This is a genomic window from Mesorhizobium sp. CA4 (assembly GCF_020165075.1).
Taxonomy (GTDB): Bacteria; Pseudomonadota; Alphaproteobacteria; order Rhizobiales; family Rhizobiaceae; genus Mesorhizobium.
This window is the reverse complement of the sequence record NZ_JAIUHK010000006.1, coordinates 72,071-86,534: the sequence shown is the minus strand read 5'-3', so window position 1 is coordinate 86,534 and position 14,464 is coordinate 72,071. Positions and strand designations below refer to the sequence as shown.

Genomic DNA, 14,464 nt, shown 5'->3' with positions numbered 1-14,464 from the left:
CAGGGGGAGAATCGTCCTTGGCGTCCAGCATCCACGACCTTGCGCGTCACCTGAACATCTCGATCGGCACCGTATCGCGGGCGCTGAACGGCCGCGCCGACGTCAATGCCGACACACGCCAGCGCGTGCTGGAAGCAGCAAGGGAGCTGAATTATTCGCCAAACCAGTCCGGCCGAAGCCTCCGGCAAGGCGCCACCCGCTCCATCGCCTTCATGCTGCAGCCGCATCCGGGCGACCAGGAATATGGCGAGCCCTTCTTCATCCCGTTCCTGACCGGCTTGCAGGCGCGGCTCGCCGAAAGCGGGCTCGACCTGATCGTGGTGATGGGCGCGCCTGGAGACTACCAGCAGGAGCGCCTGCGCCGCGTTGTCGAGACCCGCCGCGCCGACGCGGTGGTGCTGGCCTGGACGCGCCGCGAGGACGAACGCATCGACTACCTGACCGAGCGAGGCTTTCCCTTCGCCACGCTCGGCCGCAGCCGCTCGGGCGGCAGCTCCTACCCTTCCCTCGATCTCGATTTCGAGAAGGCGGGCAGCGATGCGGTCGACCGGCTGCTGGCGCGCGGCCACCGCCGCATCGCCGCCATCCGCCCGGCGCTCGATCTCAATTTCGGTTATCTCTTCCTCGACGGCTATCGCAAGGCGCTGAAGCGGCACGGCATCGAGGTTGACCCCGGCCTGATCGCCGACGGCTTCATCAACGAGGCCGGCGGCTACCAGGTGACGCCGCGCGTAATGCTGGCGAAGGACAGGCCGACCGCCATCATCTTCAACAATGACGCCATGGCGCTCGGCGGCTGCAAGGCGCTGGCCGAGATGGGCATCCGGCCCGGCCACGACATCGCCGTGACCGTCATCGTCGACACGCCGCTCTGCCGCTATTTCTCGCCGGCGCTGACAGCCTTCCGTCCCTCGCTGGAGCCGATGGGCCGGAGGCTGGCCGAGATGCTGCTCGCCTCCCTTCCCGCCTTCGCCGGTCCCGAAGGCACACGCATCATCCACGAGGTTTGGCCGCTGGAGCTGATTGCAAGAGAGAGCGATTGAGCGGCTTCTCCTTCTCCCCTTGTGGGAGAAGGTGTCGCCGAAGGCGGCGGATGAGAGGTGTTCCAGATGGCACCAGCGTCTCACTCCGCTGGAGCACGCCTCATCCGTCTCGGCGCTACGCGCCGATCCACCTTCTCCCACGAGGGGAGAAGGAAGCTGTCATGCAACCATCACGTTCACGTCCTAGACCGCTCGACGGCTAGGGCTGGCCGCATCGTCGATGCCGTGCCCTTTTGAGCCAATAGCCGCTCTGCTCGTCAAGAAGGGGATATCGATGAAACACCTCAACCGAACCGTCGTGCTCGGCGCGGCGCTTGCCCTGTTCACCGCCATGACGCCGGCGCTCGCCGACGGCGTCGCCTATGTCAACAAGGGGCTCGTCGGCGTCGGCCGCATTCCGGCCAGCCAGAGGGACAAGTTCGGCGAGACTTTCGGTTCGGGGTCCGGCATGGCGATCGACACCAAAAGTTGGGTACGCGACGGCGCGGGCTACAAGGGCTCGCTCTGGCTGCTGCCGGATCGCGGCTATAATGTCGTCGGCACCGCCGACTATCGCCCGCGTATCAACACCATCTCGATCGAGCTGGCCCCGACCGCGCCCGGGGCGGCGCCCGCCGCCGGACAGGAACAGACCGGCGTCAGGCGACGCTCGCCGACACCATGCTCTTGACCGACGACAAGGGCGCCGATGCCACCGGCCTCGATCCGCTGAACGGCGTGCGCGAGGCCGCCGGCGATATGCCGATCCTGCCGCAGGCCGAAAACGGCAAGCTGGCGCTGGACGACGAGGCGATCGTGCGTCTGCCCGATGGCACGATGTTCATCTCCGACGAATATGGTCCCAACATCTACCGCTTCTCGGCCGAAGGCCGTCTGATGTCGGCGACCCAGCCGCCCGCGGCGCTGGTGCCGATGCGCCACGGCAAGCCGAACTTCGCTTCCGACAACCCCGGCCCGGGCGCCGCCGAGCCCGATCCGAAGGATCCCGAGACCCGCCGCCAGAACAACCAGGGCCTCGAAGGCATGTCGATGACGCCGGACGGCAAGTTCTTGATTGCCGTGCTGCAGTCGGCGCCCCGCCAGGACGGCGGCGATTCCGGTTCGACCCGCCAGAACACCCGCGCGCTGATCTATGACGCCTCAGATCTCGCCCATCTCAAGCTGGCGCATGAATATGTCGTGCCGCTGCCGGTCTTCAAGGATGCCAAAGGCAAGACCAAGGTGGCCGCGCAGAGCGAGATCGTCGCGCTGTCCGACAAGAGCTTCCTGATGCTGGCGCGCGACTCTGGCAACGGCCAGGGCCTGAAGGGCGACGAGTCGGTCTACCGCAAAATCGAGATCGTCGATCTCTCCGCTGCCACCGACATCGCCAACGGCCCGTTCGACGCCGCCGACAAGCCAGTCGCGTCGAAGGGCGTGCTCGATGCGTCGGTGACGCCTGCCAAGCTGACGCCGTTCATCGACATCAACGACAAGGGCGAGCTAGGCCGCTTCGGTCTGCACAATGGCGCGCCGAACGACAAGGACAACCTGTCGGAGAAGTGGGAAGCGATGTCGCTGGTCTCCGTGCTCGATCCGAAGCTGCCCGACGACTATTTCCTGTTCGTCGCCAACGACAACGATTTCCTGACCCAGGACGGGCTCCAGGTCGGCGCTTCGTACAAGGCCGAGGGCGGCGCCGATGTCGACACCACTTTCCTGGTCTATCAGGTCACCCTGCCCGGACTGTCTGGGAACAGCCTCGCCGCGAACTAGTTCTGCCCTAACTAGTTCTGCTCTGGGCGGATGCCTCAGGCATCTGGTCCACGCGGAAGAGATGCATGAGCATCAGGCCTGCGATAGCATCGCGGGCCTGATTCATGTTCGGTGCTGCCATGGATGACGAAAAGCTCGCCCGCCGGCGGACTCACGACCTGACCAGCGGCCCTATTCCGCGCACGCTGCTTTTGTTCGCCCTGCCCGTGCTGGGCTCCAACGTGCTGCAGTCGCTCAACGGCTCGATCAACGCGGTCTGGGTCGGCCGCTTCCTCGGCGAGGCGGCGCTGACGGCGACCTCCAACGCCAATCTGGTGCTGTTCCTCATCCTCGGGACCGTCTTCGGCATCGGCATGGCGGCGACCATCCTGGTGGCGCAATCGGTCGGCGCCCGCGACCTGCCCGAGGCGAAGCGCATCGTCGGCACCAGCGCCACCTTCTTCTTCCTCGTCTCGGTGGTGTTCGCCGTCTGCGGCTGGATCTGGGTCGACGCCATCCTGACCGGGCTCGGCACGCCGGCCGATGCCTTGCCTTTGGCGCGCGCCTATTTGCGCATCATCTTCGTTGCTGTGCCGATGATGAACCTTTTATCCTTCGTCATGACCGTGCTGCGCGGCGCCGGCGACTCGCGAACCCCGTTCGTCTTCATGGCGCTGGCGGTCGTGCTCGACGCCGTGCTCAATCCACTGCTGATCCGCGGCATCGGCCCCTTCCCCGAGCTCGGCATCGCCGGCTCGGCGACATCGACGCTGATAGGCCAGACCGTGAGCGTCATCGCCATCCTGATCGTGCTTTATGTGCGCAAACACCCGCTGCGGCTGGCGGGCAGCGACCTCGCCTTGCTTCGGCCCGATCCGGCGCTGCTGCGCATCGTCGTCTTCAAGGGCATCCCGATGGGCCTGCAGATGATCGTCATCTCGGCCGCCGCGCTCACCGTGATGGGCATCGTCAACTCCTATGGATCGCAGGTTGCCGCCGCTTACGGCATCGCCGCGCAGCTCTGGACCTATATCCAGATGCCGGCTCTCGCGATCGGCGCCGCCGTCTCCTCGATGGCCGCCCAGAATGTCGGCGCCGGGCGCTGGGACCGCATCGGCAAGGTCGCGGCCTCAGGCGTCGGCTTCAACCTGGTGCTGACCGGCGCGCTGGTGGCGCTGCTTTTCGTCTTCGACCGCGCTGTGCTCAGCCTTTTCCTCAGCAACGACAGCACCGCGATCGATATTGCCGCCCATATCAACAGGGTGGCCTCCTGGTCGTTCATCCTGTTCGGCATCACGATCGTGCTCTTCGCCACGGTGCGCGCCACCGGCGCCGTCATGCCGCCGCTCATCATCCTGATCATCTCGGTGTTGATCATTCGTACCGGCTTTGCCTATTCCATGCGCAGCGTCATCGGCCAGGAGGCGCTGTGGTGGAGCTTTCCGGCGGGCTCGATCGCCTCGCTGGTGCTCGCCGCCGCTTATTATCGTTTCGGCCGCTGGCGCACGATGCATATGATCGAGGACCGGCCGGCGGCCGGCGAGCCGCCCGACACCGGCCTCGGCGTGCCCCGCCAGCGCGCGCAACTCCTGCCGGAGACGCCGAACGGCTGAATAACGGTGAAAATACGCTACCGCCCGTATTTGGCGCCGAAGCCAAGCGCCACCAGCGAGAAGACGATGATCATGCCGGCAAAGGCCATGCTTGCCACAGTGGCGTTGGCCAGGCTCGACAGGACGCCGATGCCGATCACCGGCAGCGCGTTGCCGCAGAAGCAGCAGATGAAGAAGGCCGAGACCACCTCGGCGCGGCGGTCGGCCGGCGCGATCTGATTCACCACCTGCAGACCGCCGCGATAGCCGAGCGCCGCCGCGACGCCGCAGACCGCCGTCGCGGCGATCATCAGCGCCATCGAAGCATAGACCTGCGCGGCGACGACCAGCGCCACGGCCGGGATCATCAGCGCCAGCGCCGCGAGCATGGTGGAGCGGGCGGACAGCCATGCGGTGCCGACAATGGTCACTGCTGCCACAATCGACAGTTCGAAGAACAAGCCACCGGCCTCGGCGTGATTGGCGATATGCAGTTGCTGCGCCAGTATGCTTGGCGCCAGCGCCGCGTAGAAACCGACCAGCGCCATCGCGCCGAAGCCGGTCACCGCCGGCGCCACGAATTGTGCGCGGATATTGTCGGGCACCGAAAGCCTTGGCCGCAGCGAGACATCCGAGAAGCGTCCGGGATTGGAAACCGTTTCCTGCGTGCGCCAGATCAGCACGGTTACCAGCGCAAGCAGCACCAGATAGATCGCAAATGTCAGCCTGAGCGGCCAGGGCGCATATTGGGCGAGCAGCCCCGCCATGAGCGCACCGGCCCCGAGACCGATGAAGTTGGTGCTGGTGGCGATAACGGCGGCGTGCGACTTGTCCTTGCCTTCGATCAGCTCGGCAAGCCAGGCGGTGCCGGCCCCCGCGCCGACGCCGATGCCGAGGCCGCTCAGAATGCGGGCAATGTCGAGCCAGGCGAGGTTTTCGGCGAACAGGAAGAAGAGCGCGCTGACCACGGCAACACCCATCGCGGCGAGCGCGGCAGGACGGCGGCCGACGACGTCCGAGACCCGGCCGAAAAACAGCAGCGCCGCCAGATTGCCGACGACGTAGACGGCATAGACCAGCGTCAGCGTGACCTGCGAGAAGCCGAAGGCTTGCTTGTAGATCACATAAAGCGGGGTCAGCGCGGTGCTGCCGGCAAAAAGTGCTGCGATCATGGCGGCGACGGCGGTCATCGCGGCGCCCCCGCCAAGCTCATGGTCACGCGTCATCGTTTGAACGTAGCTGGTCATGGCGATCTCCGAGGTTGCAAGCCCAACGCCTATGTAATGGCGCTGTTCCAGCCACCGGACGCCCTCCTGACAATCCTGACAGGATGGTCTTGTGCGAAATCCTCGCGTAGCTTCGTCAGCCGACGAGGAGGAACCATGGGCAAGGGACGGGTCGAGGCATTCACCGATGGCGTCGTCGCCATCATCATCACCATCATGGTGCTGGAGCTAAAAGTGCCGCACGGCGAGGACTTCTCGGCGCTTGTGCCGCTGTGGCCTGTCTTCTTCTGCTATGTGCTGTCCTTCATCAATGTCGGCATCTACTGGAACAATCTGCACAACATGTTCCACACCGTGCAGCGCGTCGATGGACGCGTGCTGTGGGCCAACCTGAATCTCTTGTTCTGGCTATCGCTGATGCCGGTAACCACGGCGTTCATGGGAGAGAACCATTTCGCGCCTGCGCCGGTCGCCGTGTATGGCGCGGACCTCGCCCTCTGCGCCGTCGCCTACACCATCCTGGTCTTCAAGCTGCGCCATCTGCACGGCGCCGACACGACCTTTGCCAAAGCTATCGGGCAGGACAGGAAGGGCAAGATCTCGCTGGCGCTCTACATCGCCGCAGTCCTGCTCAGCTTCATCAACCAGTGGATCAGCGTCGCGATTTACGTGCTTGTAGCGACCATCTGGTTTGCACCCGACAAGCGCTTCGAGAGACTGATCGAAAAATAGAATTTACTTCCGCATCGCCTTCAGCTTTTCCGCCACTGAGGCGGCAAGGTCGGCATAGCGTTCCTCCAGGCGCTCGGCGGCTTTGATGATTGGGAAGTCGTGGCCGAACTTCTCCAGCGCGAGCCGCAGCTTCTCGGCGAAATCCGCCTGCTTCTCCAGTGCTGCAAACAGTGTTTTCACCTGCGCCTCGCTGATATCCGGGTTGGCAAGCATCTCCGGCACCTCGCGACTCATCTGATCGCCGTCGGCGGTCTGCTCCTTCAGAATTTCGATCCAGTCGCTCAAATGCCGAACTCCTTTTCAGGACAACATGCGCGGCAGGCACCGCCATGGTCAACCCGTTGCGGCTATCGCCGTCACATTACAGCTGTCGCGGTCGCCTGACGAACCAGCCTTGCCTCGGCCGCGCCCGGCGTTAAGTTCGACCCGACCGAACAAGGATGGTAAACCATGACCAGCGACACCGAAATCCAGACCGCACTGCCCGCTTTCGCCGCTGGCAATGTCGCCGTCATCACCGGCGGCGCCAGCGGCATCGGCCTTGCCGCCGCGAAACGGTACGCGGCGATGGGCATGAAGGTGGTGCTTGCCGACATCGGCGGCATGCGCCTCGACCAGGCGAAGCAGGCCGTTGCCGCGATCGCCGGCGAGGACGCCGTCCTCCCAATCCCGACCGATGTTTCCAAGGCGGAAGAAGTCGACCGGCTGGCCGACCTCGCTTACGGCGCCTTCGGTGCGGTGTCGGTGCTGATGAACAATGCCGGCGTCGGCAACAATCCGGGCAAGCCCTGGGAGAACCGCGACGCTTGGAAGCGGCTGCTGGACATCAATTTCTGGGGTGTCGTGCACGGCGTCGAGGCCTTCGCGCCGCGCATGCTCGCCGCCGGAAAGCCGGGTCTCATCATCAACACAGGCTCCAAGCAGGGCATCACGACGCCGCCCGGCAATCTCGCATACAACGTCTCCAAGGCCGGTGTGAAGACTTTTACCGAAGGGCTGGCGCATGCGCTGCGCAACGAGCCTGGCGCGAAAGTGTCGGCGCATCTGCTGATCCCCGGCTTCACCTATACCGGTCTGACCGAAGGTGCGACGGAAAAGCCCGCCGGCGCCTGGACCGGCGAGCAGGTGATCGACTTCATGCTGACATCGCTGATGAACGACGACTTCTATATACTGTGCCCGGACAACGAAGTGACGCGGCCGATCGACGAAAAGCGGATGGCCTGGGCGATGGGAGACATCATCGAAAACCGCCCTGCCCTGTCGCGCTGGCATCCCGATCACAAGGATGCCTTCGCGGCCTTCATGAACCGCTGACGGCCCTCTCAAGCCGCGGCTTTCTTCTTGGAGGCGTTCTTCCCGGCCGTGGTCTTCTTTGTGGCCGCGCCGGTGGTCTTCGGCGCATGCTTGGTACCGTTCTTTCCGGCGACCGCCTTCTTGGCCGCCTTTTCGGCGATCTCGCTGTCATGCCGTTTTGCCGCCGCCTCGCATTTCGAGCGGATCTCCTCGACCTCGGATTCCGTCAGGTGTTCGATGCCGATGAAATGATTGTGGGCGCGGCTGACCCTGATCAGTTCGTCCAGCTTGGCCTGGATCGCCGCGCCGTCGCGATTCTGCGTGTTCTGGATCAGGAACACCATCAGAAAGGTGATGATGGTGGTGCCGGTGTTGATGACCAATTGCCAGGTATCCGAGAATCCGAAGAACGGTCCACTCAACGCCCATACAACCACGATCGCCATACAGATGGCGAAGGTGGCCGGCAGGCCCGCCAGATGTGCCACCTGGTTGGCTATGCGCGTAAAAACTTTCTCGATCATGCAAGTCCCTCGAACCGTGGATGCGCAGGCATTTGCGAAGAAACAGGCTGCCGCCCGCTCCGGTTCCGCGGGATCGAATTTTCGTCCCGACACGCGGCCACAATCGACTACACGCAGAAAGCGCAGCTTCGCGAAAAAACATCTTATCCGTTTGTTTGCAATAGTGCCGGTGTAGGCCGAAAGCCTGTTCCTTCCGCTTCACGGCGGTTTACCTCCAGCCCCTTCCGCTGCGCCACCCCCGCATGGCGGAAGGGGCATTTATTTCCGAGCGTGGAGGGCACCGGTCAGTCAGTGCCGGTCAAGTGCTCGACGGCGTTCTGCCCGTGTCAGCGAGCGTTTCTTCCCAGCGATCGAGAAAGGCTTCGATCGGCATAGCCTGCATGTCGGGAATTGCGCTCGCCAGTTTCTCGGGCGTCCAGTCCCACCAGGCGAGGGCTTCGATGCGCGCCGCGACTGCGGCGGAGAATCGCCGGCGCAGCGGCTTTGCCGGGACTCCGGCGACGATCGTATAGGGCGCGACGTCATGCGTCACAACGGCATTGGCGCCGATGACGGCGCCGTTGCCGATCGCGACGCCCGGCATGATGACCGCGCCATGGCCGATCCAGACATCGTGGCCGACACTGACCGATTTTGCCTGCCGGCGCGCACGAAATTCGGTGTCGACGCCCAGCCAGCGGAAATACTCGTTCGGCCGGTAGCTGACCTTGTGCTGCGTCAGCCGCTCGATCGGATGCTCGAGCGCATTGATGCGGCTGTTGGCGGCGATCGAGCAGAATTTGCCGATCGTCGTGTAGATCGCCTCGCAATGGCGTTCGAAATAGGAAAAATCGCCGACGCTCACCTCGCGCAGGATCACCCGCTCGCCGATCGAGGCATAGCGGCCCAGCTTGCATGCCTTCAGCTCCGCGGTCGGATGGATGCGCGGCTCGGGGTCCTTGAGGATGAGGTTTTCAGGACGATCCATGAAGCGGCTTTACGCCGGCGGGGGACTGCCCGCAAGCGTGACCTGCCCCCGGCAAGCCTGTCGGAGCCTATTGCGGCTTGCCTTTGGTCCACACCACGTTCTGGCCGTAAAGCGGCACGGTCGTGACCGACATCTTCGCCGAGCCGTTCTGCACCTGGCGCGAATGCGACAGATAGATCAGCGTCTCGTTCTTCTTATCGTAGATGCGGTTCACCACCTGCTTTTTCCAGATCAGGCTGAGGCCCTGTTTGAACACCTCCTCGCCACCCTCGCCCATGTCGATATCGCCGATGGTGATCGGCCCGGTCTGGCGGCAGGAGATCGACGAATCGGAAGGATCCTCGAACCAGTTGCCCTTGTGCAGCCGGTCGATGATGCTGCGGTCGAAATAGGCGACATGGCAGGTGACGCCGTCGACCTTCGGATCCTTGATCGCGTCGACCATGATGTCGTTGCCGACCCAGTCGACACCCACTTTACCCACTTCGTCAGCCGTGGCCGCGCCGGCGCTCAGGGCAAGACAGGCGGCGAACAAGCCGATCAGTTTTCGCAAGGAAGCCTCCTCGGTTCACGTTTGCCGATGTCAAGTGGGACAGGATCGTGGCGTTTGCAAGCCGATCGGCCTGCATGGCCGCTTGCGGCAACGCGACATCTTTGCGTGCCCGGCGCCGACCCGTTAAGACTGTCGCCAAACTGGCTTCGGGCCAAAGCAATGGCAACGGACATTCACTGATGATGCGTTCAATCCTGATCGGCATTCTCGTTCTGATGGCGGCGGGCATCGGCTGGCTGACATTCGACTGGTATCGGGGCCACTATGGCGGCGAGCCCTTCGGCGCGCCCTTCACGCTGGTCGACCAGAAAGGCGCGCCGATCACCGAAGCCGCCTTCAGGGGCCACCCGAGCGTCGTATTCTTCGGCTTCACCCATTGTCCGGAAGTCTGCCCGACGACCTTGTTCGAGCTGGCCGGCTGGCTGAAGACGATGGGCGATACCGGCAAGAACCTCAACGCCTATTTCGTCACCGTCGATCCGGAGCGCGACACGCCGGAGACGATGAACACCTATGTCAGCAACTTCTCCGACCGCATCACCGGCATCACCGGCGATCCGGACAAGGTGCACGCCATGGCCAAGGCCTTCGGTATCTATTGGAAGAAGGTCGACACCGGCGACGGCGACTACACGATGGACCACACGGCCTCGGTGCTGCTGCTCAACGCCAAGGGCGATTTCGCCGGCACCATCGCCTACGGCGAGAGCGCCGACACGGCGATAGCCAAGCTGAAGCGGCTGGCTGCCGGCGGGCAAACATGATCCCGAACCGAAGGTCAGCGAACGCAAAAAGTGGGAACCCGTTTTCGGAAAAGATCATGTTCAAACAAGCATCCTTCTGATGGGGCAAACCAGACTCCATCTTACCGCCAACAAGATTGAAGCCGACCGCATCTTCGCGGCGCTGGACGCGGCGTTCGAGGATGACGGCCTGCCGATCGCTGTGTTGGAGCTCGACGAGGAAAAGGATATCCACGAAGTGTCGCTCTATGCCGATGGCGACGTCGAGCCCGTCGAGGCGCGGGTCCGGGATATCCTCGCCGGTCTCGGCCTGCCGAACGCGATCGAGCGCGAGGTCCTTCCCGACGTCGACTGGGTGTCGCGCTCGCTGGAAGGGTTGAAGCCGGTCCGCGCCGGCCGCTTCCTCGTCCATGGTTCGCATGACCGCGCCAAGCGCCGCAGCGGCGACCTCGCCATCGAGATCGAGGCGGGCCTTGCCTTCGGCACTGGCCATCACGGCACCACTGCCGGCTGCCTCGAAATGCTGGAGCAGGTGGTGCTGCGCGAACGGCCGCGCAACGCGCTCGACCTCGGCACCGGCAGCGCCGTGCTTGCGATTGCGCTGGCCAAGCTCGCGCATGTCCCTGTGCTGGCGACCGACATCGATCCGGTCGCCGTCCGCGTCGCCGCCGCCAATGCCCGCCTCAACCACGTCAAGGCGCTGGTCGAGACGGTGACGGCGCCCGGCTTCCATCATCCGATCTTCGCCCGGCGCGCGCCTTTCGACCTCATCATCGCCAACATCCTGGCCCGGCCGCTGATGCGGCTCGCGCCCGAAATGGCCAAGCACATCAGGCTCGGCGGCTCACTGGTGCTTTCCGGCATCCTCGACCGGCAGCGCGACGCGGTGATCTCGGCCTATGTCGGCCAAGCCTTCCGCCACGTGCGCACCTTGCATCGCGAGGGTTGGGCGACCATCCATCTCAAGCGCTGAGGCCGGATTGCATCCGGCCGATCTGGCCCTGCCGAAATCGATTCCGGTTTTCAAGATCATGCGCTACGGTCGCCACAAGCCATTCGAGGGAGCCAGAAAAATGTTCCAGACCTTTGATTCCGCTGGTGATCCGGCCGTCGGCAAGCCGCGCGTTGCGCTGCTGCGGCAATGGCTGGCTGAGAATGGCCTGGATGGCTTCGTGGTGCCGCGCGCGGACGAGCACCAAGGCGAATATGTCGCCGACCGCTCGGCGCGGCTGAAGTGGCTGAGCGGCTTTTCCGGTTCGGCCGGCGTCGCCATCATCCTGCGCGACCGCGCCTTCATCTTCGTCGACGGCCGCTACACGCTGCAGGTGCGAGGTGAGGTCGATCTTTCGATCTTCACCGTCGAAAACCTCATCGACAATCCGCCCCCCAATTGGATCAAGGACAACCTCGGCAAGGGCGCAAGGCTCGGCTTCGACCCCTGGCTGCATACGATCGGCGAGATCAAGGCGCTGAAGGCATCGGCCGAACAGTGCGGCGCGGCTTTGGTGCCGCTTGATAGGAATCCCATCGACATCATCTGGACGGACCAGCCGGAACCGCCGCGTGCGCCCGTCGAGATCCATCCGCAAAACCTTGCCGGTGAGCTTGCGAAGGACAAGCTGGCGCGGCTGGCCGGCGCTATCGAAAAGGATGGCGCCACCCACGCCGTGCTGACCGATCCGTCCTCGATCGCCTGGGCCTTCAACATCCGTGGCGGCGACGTGCCGCATACGCCGCTGGCGCTCGGCTTTGCCATCCTCGCCGCCGACGGCAAGCATCAGCTGTTCATGGACCAGCGCAAATTCCCGCGCCAGGTCGCTGCCTACCTCACCCAGCTTGCCGATCCGCATGATCCAGGTGAATTCGAAGCCGCGATCGTTGAACTCGCCAAGGGTGGTGCGAAAATCGCGCTGGATCCGGTGCTGGCTGCGGAGAAGCTCCGCATGCTGGTCGAGGACAATGGCGGCAAGGTCGTTCTGGCGGCTGACCCGGCGCGTATTCCGCGCGCGACCAAGAACCAGGCCGAGATCGCCGGCAGCCGAGCGGCGCATCGCCGCGATGGTGCCGCGGTCGCCAAGCTGCTGTGCTGGCTCGATCGCCAGAAGCCCGGCACGCTCGATGAAATCGCCGTCGTCACCAAGCTCGAGGAAGTGCGCCGCCAGACCGGCGAGGAATCGCAGATGCCGCTGCGCGACGTTTCCTTCGACACCATTTCGGGCGCGGGCCCGAACGGCGCGATCATGCACTATCGCGTCTCGCGCGCCACCAGCCGCAAGCTTGAGAGCGGCGAGTTGTTCCTGCTCGATTCCGGCGGCCAGTATCAGGACGGCACCACCGACATCACCCGCACCGTGCCGATCGGCCAGCCGACCGAGGAGATGCGCGAGCGCTTCACCCTTGTGCTGAAGGGCATGATCGCCATCTCGACGTTGCGTTTCCCCGCCGGCACGCGCGGTTCGGAGATCGACGCTGTTGCCCGCGTGGCGCTGTGGAAGCATGGCTGCGACTTCGCCCACGGAACCGGCCACGGCGTCGGCTCCTATCTCGCCGTGCATGAAGGGCCGCAGCGCATCGCCCGCACCGGCACCGAAAAACTGCTGGCCGGCATGATGCTGTCCAACGAGCCGGGCTACTATAAGGAGGGCGCCTACGGCATCCGCATCGAAAACCTGATCCTGGTCACGCCGGCGGAGCAGATCCAAGGCGGCGACATCGCCATGCATGGCTTCGAGACGCTGACGCTGGCGCCGATCGACAAGCGGCTCATCCGCACCGATCTGCTGCACCGGGACGAGTTGCAGTGGCTCGACCGCTATCATGCCCGGGTGCTGGCCGAGATCGGCCCGATGGTCGACGGCGAAACGCTGGCTTGGCTGGAAAAGGCTACAGCGCCGCTGCCGCACGACGCAAAAATCTGAGGTGAGCGTCTTGCTGCCTGTTTACGGGCAGGGCAATGAGGGGCAGCGCCGGCCATTGAAGATGGAAAGCTAACCCATAAACTGGCGCGCGACGATCAGCACCGCCGCGCCGGCCAAGAACATCGCCATCAGGCCGCCGCGCAGCGATACCAGCACAGTCACGATCAGCGCCGCCCATTCGGCCGGTCCGGCATGCAGCAGCTCCGGCGCGACGAGCGTCGTCAGCACCGCGGCCGGCACGGCGTTGAGGCCGGCCTCGACGCGCGGATGGATCGTCTCGAAGCGAGAGATGACGAGGTGGCCGCCGATTCGGGTCAGATAGGTGGCGACGGCGCCGGCCAGGATGATCCAGAAGGTCGCGCTCATGGCCGCTTGCCCACGCCGCTGTGATGCGGCGGCAGGATCACCGCCAGGAGAACGCCGGCAAGCGCGCCGATCGAGACATGCCAGGGCGAGCCGACGGTTCGATAGGCGATGATCGAGGCGACGGCGCTGGCGGCGACGACCGGCGCCCAAAGCGGCCGCTTGCGGAAGCCGAGCACAAGGCCGAGGAAATAGATCGGCAAAAGGAAATCGATGCCCAGCGCATGCGTGTGCGGGATCATCTTGCCGAACACAGCTCCTAGCCCGCTTTCGATCACCCAGAACACATAGACCGGCAGGCCGAGCCCCAGATACCAGACGAAGCCGACGGGACGGCCGGACTCGGCCCTCGCCTCAGCGATGGCGAATTGCGGGTCGGTCAGGATGAAATAGCCGGCGGCCTGCTGCAGCAGCGGCCAATGCGCAATGCGCCTTCCGATGCCGGCCGAATAGAGCACGTGGCGAAAGTTCACCGCAAAGATCGACAGCACGATCAGCCACGGCGCGACATGCTGGCCGAACAGTTCGATGCCGACCATTTGGCTCGCGCCGCCATAGATCATCGCGCTCATCAGGAACGCCTCGAGTACCGAGAAACCATTGTCGACGGCGATCGCGCCGAACAGGATAGCGAATGGCGCCGAGGCGACGACGACCGGCATAGAAAGCCGCACGCCGTCCCAGAAATCGCTGCCCGTTCTGCCCTCAGAGATTGCTTCCGCCGCCATGCGCCGCTCCTTGAGCGGCTTCATTTAGGGAGCGTCGCCTTCAAT

At 64.4% G+C, this 14,464-nt stretch carries 14 protein-coding genes and 1 pseudogene; 8 read left to right on the top strand and 7 right to left on the bottom strand.

Annotated features, from left to right (window positions below; translation table 11 throughout):
- Positions 1-17 precede the first annotated feature (17 nt).
- The 3 genes and pseudogenes from LB528_RS07125 (at position 18) to LB528_RS07115 (ending at position 4,390) form a co-directional block, all read left to right on the top strand.
- A complete protein-coding gene (locus tag LB528_RS07125) occupies positions 18-1,043 on the top strand; it encodes a LacI family DNA-binding transcriptional regulator (RefSeq protein WP_224516469.1) in 1,026 nt (341 codons plus the stop codon).
- Between the two features lie 331 nt (positions 1,044-1,374).
- Positions 1,375-2,798: pseudogene (locus LB528_RS07120) on the top strand (esterase-like activity of phytase family protein).
- A gap of 119 nt (positions 2,799-2,917) precedes the next feature.
- Positions 2,918-4,390 (top strand): MATE family efflux transporter, encoded by a 1,473-nt coding sequence (locus LB528_RS07115; RefSeq protein ID WP_224714331.1) that lies wholly within the window; start codon positions 2,918-2,920, stop codon positions 4,388-4,390.
- 17 nt (positions 4,391-4,407) lie between these two features.
- Here the strand turns inward: LB528_RS07115 and LB528_RS07110 are convergent, their stop codons facing one another.
- Positions 4,408-5,616: an MFS transporter gene (locus LB528_RS07110; protein WP_224714330.1), complete on the bottom strand. Its 1,209-nt coding sequence runs from the start codon at positions 5,614-5,616 to the stop codon at positions 4,408-4,410.
- Positions 5,617-5,751: 135 nt separating this feature from the next.
- Between LB528_RS07110 and LB528_RS07105 the strand changes: the two genes are divergently transcribed.
- Positions 5,752-6,327 carry a TMEM175 family protein gene (locus LB528_RS07105; protein ID WP_224516466.1) on the top strand — a complete coding sequence of 192 codons (576 nt, stop codon included), beginning with the start codon at positions 5,752-5,754 and terminating at the stop codon, positions 6,325-6,327.
- A 3-nt stretch (positions 6,328-6,330) separates the two neighbouring features.
- Here LB528_RS07105 and LB528_RS07100 read toward each other — a convergent pair whose 3' ends face one another.
- The gene (locus tag LB528_RS07100) at positions 6,331-6,612 is read right to left on the bottom strand and encodes a hypothetical protein (RefSeq protein WP_224516465.1); all 282 of its coding nucleotides are present in this window, start codon (positions 6,610-6,612) and stop codon (positions 6,331-6,333) included.
- A 165-nt stretch (positions 6,613-6,777) separates the two neighbouring features.
- Here LB528_RS07100 and LB528_RS07095 point away from each other — a divergent pair, with 165 nt between their 5' ends.
- Positions 6,778-7,644, top strand: a complete 867-nt coding sequence (locus LB528_RS07095; RefSeq protein WP_224714329.1) for an SDR family NAD(P)-dependent oxidoreductase — start codon at positions 6,778-6,780, stop codon at positions 7,642-7,644.
- A gap of 8 nt (positions 7,645-7,652) precedes the next feature.
- Here LB528_RS07095 and LB528_RS07090 read toward each other — a convergent pair whose 3' ends face one another.
- The 3 genes from LB528_RS07090 to LB528_RS07080 all read right to left on the bottom strand — a co-directional run bounded on the left by LB528_RS07090 (position 7,653) and on the right by LB528_RS07080 (position 9,667).
- On the bottom strand, positions 7,653-8,147 hold the full coding sequence (locus LB528_RS07090) for a low affinity iron permease family protein (protein ID WP_224714328.1): 495 nt from the start codon (positions 8,145-8,147) through the stop codon (positions 7,653-7,655).
- A 298-nt stretch (positions 8,148-8,445) separates the two neighbouring features.
- Positions 8,446-9,114 carry a DapH/DapD/GlmU-related protein gene (locus LB528_RS07085; protein ID WP_224516462.1) on the bottom strand — a complete coding sequence of 223 codons (669 nt, stop codon included), beginning with the start codon at positions 9,112-9,114 and terminating at the stop codon, positions 8,446-8,448.
- Between the two features lie 67 nt (positions 9,115-9,181).
- Positions 9,182-9,667 (bottom strand): CreA family protein, encoded by a 486-nt coding sequence (locus LB528_RS07080; RefSeq protein ID WP_224516461.1) that lies wholly within the window; start codon positions 9,665-9,667, stop codon positions 9,182-9,184.
- Between the two features lie 179 nt (positions 9,668-9,846).
- On the opposite strand from LB528_RS07080, the gene LB528_RS07075 reads away from it, so the two are divergent.
- The 3 genes from LB528_RS07075 (at position 9,847) to LB528_RS07065 (ending at position 13,328) form a co-directional block, all read left to right on the top strand.
- A complete protein-coding gene (locus LB528_RS07075) occupies positions 9,847-10,431 on the top strand; it encodes an SCO family protein (RefSeq protein ID WP_318012279.1) in 585 nt (194 codons plus the stop codon).
- Positions 10,432-10,510: 79 nt separating this feature from the next.
- Positions 10,511-11,383: a 50S ribosomal protein L11 methyltransferase gene (locus LB528_RS07070; protein WP_224714327.1), complete on the top strand. Its 873-nt coding sequence runs from the start codon at positions 10,511-10,513 to the stop codon at positions 11,381-11,383.
- A gap of 100 nt (positions 11,384-11,483) precedes the next feature.
- Complete coding sequence (locus LB528_RS07065) at positions 11,484-13,328, top strand: aminopeptidase P family protein (RefSeq protein WP_224714326.1); 1,845 nt, start codon at positions 11,484-11,486, stop codon at positions 13,326-13,328.
- Positions 13,329-13,397: 69 nt separating this feature from the next.
- Here LB528_RS07065 and LB528_RS07060 read toward each other — a convergent pair whose 3' ends face one another.
- Both LB528_RS07060 and LB528_RS07055 read right to left on the bottom strand, forming a co-directional pair.
- The gene (locus tag LB528_RS07060) at positions 13,398-13,694 is read right to left on the bottom strand and encodes an AzlD family protein (RefSeq protein ID WP_224714325.1); all 297 of its coding nucleotides are present in this window, start codon (positions 13,692-13,694) and stop codon (positions 13,398-13,400) included.
- Positions 13,691-14,419: an AzlC family ABC transporter permease gene (locus LB528_RS07055; RefSeq protein WP_224714418.1), complete on the bottom strand. Its 729-nt coding sequence runs from the start codon at positions 14,417-14,419 to the stop codon at positions 13,691-13,693. Before LB528_RS07055 ends, LB528_RS07060 begins: the two co-directional genes overlap by 4 nt.
- Positions 14,420-14,464: the final 45 nt, after the last annotated feature.

Coding starts and splice junctions, on each gene's coding strand:
- LB528_RS07085 (WP_224516462.1), bottom strand. CDS start 9,114: ATGGATCGTCCTGAAAACCTCATCCTCAAGGACCCCGAGCCGCGCATC.
- LB528_RS07115 (WP_224714331.1), top strand. CDS start 2,918: ATGGATGACGAAAAGCTCGCCCGCCGGCGGACTCACGACCTGACCAGC.
- LB528_RS07110 (WP_224714330.1), bottom strand. CDS start 5,616: ATGACCAGCTACGTTCAAACGATGACGCGTGACCATGAGCTTGGCGGG.
- LB528_RS07095 (WP_224714329.1), top strand. CDS start 6,778: ATGACCAGCGACACCGAAATCCAGACCGCACTGCCCGCTTTCGCCGCT.
- LB528_RS07065 (WP_224714326.1), top strand. CDS start 11,484: ATGTTCCAGACCTTTGATTCCGCTGGTGATCCGGCCGTCGGCAAGCCG.
- LB528_RS07105 (WP_224516466.1), top strand. CDS start 5,752: ATGGGCAAGGGACGGGTCGAGGCATTCACCGATGGCGTCGTCGCCATC.
- LB528_RS07075 (WP_318012279.1), top strand. CDS start 9,847: ATGATGCGTTCAATCCTGATCGGCATTCTCGTTCTGATGGCGGCGGGC.
- LB528_RS07070 (WP_224714327.1), top strand. CDS start 10,511: ATGGGGCAAACCAGACTCCATCTTACCGCCAACAAGATTGAAGCCGAC.
- LB528_RS07090 (WP_224714328.1), bottom strand. CDS start 8,147: ATGATCGAGAAAGTTTTTACGCGCATAGCCAACCAGGTGGCACATCTG.
- LB528_RS07060 (WP_224714325.1), bottom strand. CDS start 13,694: ATGAGCGCGACCTTCTGGATCATCCTGGCCGGCGCCGTCGCCACCTAT.
- LB528_RS07055 (WP_224714418.1), bottom strand. CDS start 14,419: ATGGCGGCGGAAGCAATCTCTGAGGGCAGAACGGGCAGCGATTTCTGG.